General features: G+C 50.1%; 4 protein-coding genes. All 4 read left to right on the top strand.

The annotated features are described in order from the left end of the window. Positions 1 to 351 precede the first annotated feature (351 nt). The 4 genes from dcuC (at position 352) to ACZND6_RS07675 (ending at position 6189) form a co-directional block, all read left to right on the top strand. Entirely contained in the window at positions 352 to 1617 is a 1266-nt protein-coding gene (dcuC, locus tag ACZND6_RS07690) for a C4-dicarboxylate transporter DcuC (protein WP_008810560.1), read from the top strand. 15 nt (positions 1618 to 1632) lie between these two features. Next, the gene (locus ACZND6_RS07685; RefSeq protein ID WP_008810561.1) at positions 1633 to 2880 is read left to right on the top strand and encodes a M20/M25/M40 family metallo-hydrolase; all 1248 of its coding nucleotides are present in this window, start codon (positions 1633 to 1635) and stop codon (positions 2878 to 2880) included. A gap of 131 nt (positions 2881 to 3011) precedes the next feature. Beyond that, on the top strand, positions 3012 to 4823 hold the full coding sequence (locus tag ACZND6_RS07680; RefSeq protein ID WP_305131450.1) for a gluzincin family metallopeptidase: 1812 nt from the start codon (positions 3012 to 3014) through the stop codon (positions 4821 to 4823). Between the two features lie 172 nt (positions 4824 to 4995). After that, the gene (locus tag ACZND6_RS07675; RefSeq protein WP_021867565.1) at positions 4996 to 6189 is read left to right on the top strand and encodes an efflux RND transporter periplasmic adaptor subunit; all 1194 of its coding nucleotides are present in this window, start codon (positions 4996 to 4998) and stop codon (positions 6187 to 6189) included. Positions 6190 to 6195 lie beyond the last annotated feature (6 nt).

Below are 6195 nucleotides of genomic sequence, written 5' to 3'. Positions count from 1 at the left end.
TGGTTTTCTCAATGTATTAGTGGTTTTACTCAGGATTGTTGTACCACGAGGACAAAATAACCACACTGCTGAGAAAAATTTATGATACGTCTACAAATACTTAGGTAGTAATACCTATAAAGATAGAAATAATACCTAATACAAATTTCAAATTATCTTCTAATTGAAGATCAATAAATTTTAATTGATCGAATAGATAGAATAAATAATCGAGTAACTACTGAATCATTAGGTAATAACTCTTAATTGTCTGAATCTGATTTATCTCAGAACGTAAAATTCGTTTCTAGAAATATAAGGCCGAATTATCGGCGATGACTCTTTCTAAACCTATTGTTCTGGGAGAACCAAATGACATGGACTTTCTGGGCCGCTATTGTTGTAGTGATTGCAACGGTTTATGCCCTTATCAAGCGCTATGAAACTCGTCTCGTTCTGCTGACTTCCGGCTTTGTGATGGCCTTCATTTCATTGCAGCCGATGATCGCTTTCAAGCAGTTCGACAAATCGATGACAAACGGCAGCCTGATCATCGCCATCTGCTCGGCGCTCGGTTTTGCTGCAGTGATTTCTCTGACCAAATGCGACGTTCATCTGGTTAGCCTTCTGATGAGACCGCTGAAAAAGCTCGGCGTGTTTCTCCTTCCTTCCTGCATGATCGTGACCAGCGTGATTGCCACTGCCATTCCTTCTATGGCCGGTCTTTCCGCTGCCGTCGGTCCGACAATGATCCCGATCATGATCAGAAGCGGTTTCAAACCCGCTATTGCTGCTGCAGCTGTCGGCGGCTGCATGATGCCGGCTTATCTGAACCCGGGCGTTTCTCATAACCCGTTCATCTCCAAGCTCGCATCCATGGAAATCATGCAGTTCATCGGAGCTCATGCCACGACTACCGTCACCATGGGCTTGATCAGCATTGTCGTGATCACGATCACCTGCTTTGCTTTCGGTGACTTTAAGCGCGGTAAAGCCGCTGTTGAAGAAGCCGTTGAAGTTGCTTCCAATGAAATTGAACATCCGAACATCCTGTTCGCGATCGCTCCGATCGTTCCGGTCGTTCTTCTCGTTTGCGCTTCCATCTGGTTCCCGCAGCTCAAGATGTCTGTTGCAACCGCTATGTTGATCGGTACGTTCTATGCCTTAGTCGTTACACGCTCCAACCCCGAAGAAGTCACGAAGAAATTCTTCGCCGGTATGGGTAACGGCTATGCCAAGATCCTCGGTATCATTATTGCTGCCGGTGTGTTTGCCGCAGGTTTACGTGCCGCAGGCGTCATTGAAGTTTTCGTTCAGTATCTGACTCACTCCAACGAAGTTGCCAAGATCGGCGGTGCTTTCGGTCCGTTCTTCCTGGCCGTGTTAACAGGCTCCGGCGATGCGGCAGCATTCGCCTTTAACGAAGCGGTTACTCCGCACGCTCCGACATTCGGAATGACCATTGACGGTCTGGGTTACCTCGCCATGATGGCAGCCGGTATCGGTCGTCAGGCTTCTCCGCTTGCAGGCGGCATCATCCTTCTGTCCGGTATCGCAGGCGTCTCCCCGGTTGAAGTCGTGAAGAGAACTGCTCCGGCCGCTGTTGTGATGGTTCTCACTCTTTACTTCCTGGTTTAATAGGAACAGACTGGCATGAAAAATATTCCCGCATTAGATCCTAAAGTTCTCGGTCTTGTTACCGAAATCTCTAAAGAACCCAAAGTTGAAGCGGCTATTGCCTTCATTAAAGACCAGACTGAAGTCGCTATGCTGGAACAGATTGAGCTCTGCGAAATTGAAGCTCCGACTTTCCACGAAGAGAAAAGAGCCGCTTCTGTTGCAGAGCGTATGAGGCAGTACGGTTTGACCGATGTTCATATTGATGAAATCGGAAACGTGATCGGTATCCGCAAGGGTTCCGGCAACGGCCCAGTTCTCGCCATCGGTGCTCATATGGATTCCGTGTTCCCGGCCGGAACCGACGTCAAGGTCAAAAAAGAGGGAAATATCTACCGTGCCCCCGGCATTGGTGACAACTGCTCCGGCTTGAGAGCGCTTCTCCAGGTGCTCCGCGCCCTTGAAAAAGAAGACATCCGCACTGTCGGCGATATCTGGTTTGTCGGTACCGTCGGCGAAGAGGGCAACGGCGATATTCGCGGCTCAAAGCATCTCTGTGCTAACAACAAGCTTGACGGTTTTGTCGCGATCGACAGTACGGACGTCGGCCGCGTCCTTTACGGCGCAGTCGGTTCTCACCGATGGCGTTTAGCCGTGGACGGTACAGGCGGACACTCTTTCGCTGACTTCGGCAAGACTCCGAGCGCCATTCACGCCGTTTGCCGTGCCGGCAATATCATTGCCGACATCAAAGTTCCGGAAGACCCAAAGACCACCTTCACGATTGGTACGATCAAGGGCGGTACGACGGTCAACACGATTTCCGCTCACTGCGAAGTGGACGTGGATATCCGCAGCGTTTCCAATGACGAACTGCTTCGCGTAGAGAGTGAAGTTTTAGGCGCCTTCGAGAAGGCCATCAAAGAAGAAAATGCCCGGTGGGGTGTTGCTGATGAAAATGGTCTGAAGCTCACCAAGACCATGATCGGCAATCGTCCGGGCGGACTTCGTCCGCACAGTTGCCCGGTTCTTCAGGCTGCTCGCAGCGCCCAGAAGACACTTGGCATTGAGCTGACAAACTATGCAATGTCTTCCACGGATGCGAATGCTCCGATGAGCCACAACATTCCCGCCACTTGCCTGTGTTCCGGCGGTAAGGGAATCGGAGCTCATACGCTTAAAGAGCATTTCATCATGGAAAAGACCGAGCTCGGACCTCAGCTGGTTCTCTTAACCGCGCTTGCATTAGCCGGTACGGAAACCACTAAACCCCTTCTCGGATAAATAAAAGAACACAACACCTCGAACCAATAAACCCTCTCCGGGCGGCTGGCTTCTCTCTTGTGAGGGAACGGCTGCCTCTTTTCTTTTTCATTAGAATGATTCGGAAAATCAACCGCTGTTTCCGAATCAATATGACTCCATCTTTGAAAAATAAAATGCCGGCATGGGACTTCCGATCTTCTTACGGAGGTCTGACTTCTCAGGCATATCGAAAGGCCCGTCAGCGGTTGGAAGCGGATATTCATATTCTCTCGGGGCTTGTGCCGAACGCCAAAGACGCGGTTTCGATCAGCATTGCCTTGGAGCATTTAGCGGAGGTTTTTAGCCTTACGGATTCTTTGATCGGCTATTGTCGATGCCTGTCTGCGATTGATACGAGAGAACAGGAAGCTGCAAAAGAGCGCGTCCGCCTTTGGGAAATTCATTCCCGCTATTACGAGCTGATTACCGGTCTTTTTCATCGCTTGACCGAGTTAAAAAAGAGCGATCCGATTTGGAAGGAACTGGATTTCAGTAAGTGGGAATGGCTCTTTGAGCGTGTTTCTTCCCGCTGGTCTTTTTCGCTGTCGCCCCGTGCTCTGCAGCTCCTCTATGAGCTGAAAGCTTCGAACTTTGTTCCTTGCTCGGATCTTTATCACTCGGTGAATTCACATTTGGTGGCGACGGTGAGGACGATGGACGGTTTGACGAAACATCAGTCTCACTCGCAGTGCATTGCGGTACTTAAAACTTCGGAAGATCCGAAATTAAGACAGTCGACCTTTGCTGCGCTGAACGAATACTATTCGCAGAACGCTTATCTCTACGCATCTATTTTTAATATGCTCACCGGTTTCCGGCTGAAAGGTTTCGAGTTTGCTCATATGGACTTCATGGCGCCTGCTTATTGGCAAAATGCCGTAAGCTCGGAAGCGGTTGATGCATTGATGACGGCGGTGAGGGCTGACCGTCACATGCTTCGAAAGTCGGTGATCAGCCGTGCGCTCTTTACCGGCAGGAGTGCGATGGATGTCTGGGATCTTAATGCGCCCGCTCCGCTCAGAAGAGAAATTCATATTCCTTACGAGGAGGCGCTCGACAAGATTAAAGAAGTGGGGAAGGTGCTCGACGAACGTATTCCGGAAACCTTCGAATTGTTCGTCGAAAAAGGCTGGGTTGAGGCTCGTCAGCTGCCGGGCAAACAAAACGGCGCATTCTTCCAAGGCATTTTGTCGCTCAATGAGCCGAGAATTTTTTCGACGTATCTCGGATCATTCGCCTCCATGAGCCAACAGGCCATCATGTACGGCCATGCCTGGCACTTCTGGTTGCAAAGAGAGCTGCCTGCGCAGGAGCGAAAGATTCCACGTGCTTTGATGGAAGTTGCCGGACACTTCTTTGCGCTGCTGCTTTTTGAAGAAATCCAAGAGAAAGCAGCTTCAACGGAAGAAAAGCTGGAAGCCCTTTGGCAGGAGCTCACGTTTATCTCGAACTATGTCATAAACATGGGTGTGCGCTTCGATTTCGAAAGAAGTTTCTTTGAAGAGCGAAGGAAAGGCGTGTTATCCGTCACCAAGATTTCTAATCTGTTGTCCGAGGCGTGGCAGGCTTGGTACGGAGAGAGTACCGCCGGCATCGATCCCTATCTTTGGATCAACCGCGGTCAGTTCTACAAGATTGATGACTACTTCTACAACTACCCGTATATCTTCGGTACGGTTTGTGCCTACGGATTATCTGAGATTCGTCATCGAATGCCGGAAGTGTTCCCCAAAATTTACAGTGACTTTCTGTTTAACAGCGGACGTATGTCTGTCGACGATCTTTTTAAAAAGTTTTTCAAGATCGATATTACTCAGCCTGAATTTTGGGAAGGCGGACTGAAGGCGATGGAACGGAAGATCTCCGTTTTTGAGGCGGAAGCACGGAAGTATTCCGAAAAAGCGGTAATGGAAAATACTTAGCAAGAAAATCTCCTTTACAACTTTCCATTGTTGGCTCGCTAAACAATCGAAAATTGTAAATTCCTGAATGAATGTTCATTCAGAATTGAACTAGAATTGTGTCCGTTGTGCTTCTCAGGCGAGAAAGCGCACTCAAATCAGAATAAATTGGGAATAAATCTCGAGGTTTTTCATGTTATTGAACGACTTAAAGAAGGCGGCGTTGTGTGTTGCCGCGGGCTTTGCCGTGACTATGTTCGGCGGATGTGACTCGCAGAAATCAACCGGTGCTCCAGCCGGAGCCGGTGCTCAGCGAGCTCCTCAGGTTTCTGTCACGGAAATTCAGCCGACCGAGTTAGACATGACGACGACGCTTCAGGGCCGCACAGCTTCGTATTTGGTCGCTGATGTCCGTCCTCAGGTCGCCGGTATTCTGCAGAAACGGCTCTTTAAGGAAGGAAGCGAAGTCAAAGAAGGACAAGCGCTTTATCAGATTGATCCGGCTGTCTATGAAGCCGCAGTGGCAAGCGCTAAAGCCGAGCTTCAGAGAGCTCAGGCCGTGCTGTATCAGACCCGTCTGACCGCAAACCGCTATGCACAGCTGGTCAAAACCAATGCAATCAGTAAACAAAACAACGACGACGCTCAGGCTGCATACAAGCAGGCACAGGCCGCGGTGGCTGCTGCTGAAGCCGGATTAAAGAACGCCCAGATCAACCTGGACTACACGACCGTACGTTCTCCGATCAGCGGGCGCATCGGCCGCTCTTTAGTTACACCAGGCGCATTGCTTTCCGCACATCAGGCCCAGAACATGGCCGTCGTTCAGACACTGGATCCGATCTATGTTGACGTGACCCAGTCAAGTAAAGAAATTCTCAGTCTTAAAAAAGACATCGCTTCCGGCAAACTTAAAACCAAAGGCGGCGCTATTCCCGTGACTTTGATCATGGAAGACGGAACCAAGTATCCTCAGACGGGCGAGCTTACGCTGTCCGAGGTTTCTGTTGATCCGGGCACAGGCACCATTACGCTGCGCGCCGAATTCCCGAACCCCGACAATATTCTTTTGCCGGGTATGTTTGTTCGTACCGAACTCCCTCAGGGTACGATGGAAAAAGCTTTGCTGGTCCCGCAGCGAGCCGTGATGCGCGAAGCCAACGGCACGCCCTATGTGTATGTGGTTGAAGACGGCAAGATCGCTATCCGCCGTTTAGTGACTCATCGTACACAAGGTCAGAACTGGATTGTTGAGGAGGGTCTGAAGCCGGGTGAAAAGGTTGTCATCGAAGGTCTGCAGAGAATCCGCCCGGGAGTTCCCGTCCAGATCGTTCCGACAATGGCTGAGCAGGAACAAGCCAAAGCGGCAAAGGCTTCTAAGCAGTAAATTCAG

The sequence above is a fragment of the Parasutterella sp. genome (assembly GCF_057870745.1).
The sequence above is the reverse complement of the archived record's forward strand: the minus strand, read 5'-3'. Positions and strand labels throughout refer to the sequence as shown.

What these genes read in the sequence shown, in the direction of transcription:
- dcuC (WP_008810560.1), top strand. Translation starts at nt 352, where the DNA reads ATGACATGGACTTTCTGGGCCGCTATTGTTGTAGTGATTGCAACGGTT.
- ACZND6_RS07680 (WP_305131450.1), top strand. Translation starts at nt 3,012, where the DNA reads ATGACTCCATCTTTGAAAAATAAAATGCCGGCATGGGACTTCCGATCT.
- ACZND6_RS07685 (WP_008810561.1), top strand. Translation starts at nt 1,633, where the DNA reads ATGAAAAATATTCCCGCATTAGATCCTAAAGTTCTCGGTCTTGTTACC.
- ACZND6_RS07675 (WP_021867565.1), top strand. Translation starts at nt 4,996, where the DNA reads ATGTTATTGAACGACTTAAAGAAGGCGGCGTTGTGTGTTGCCGCGGGC.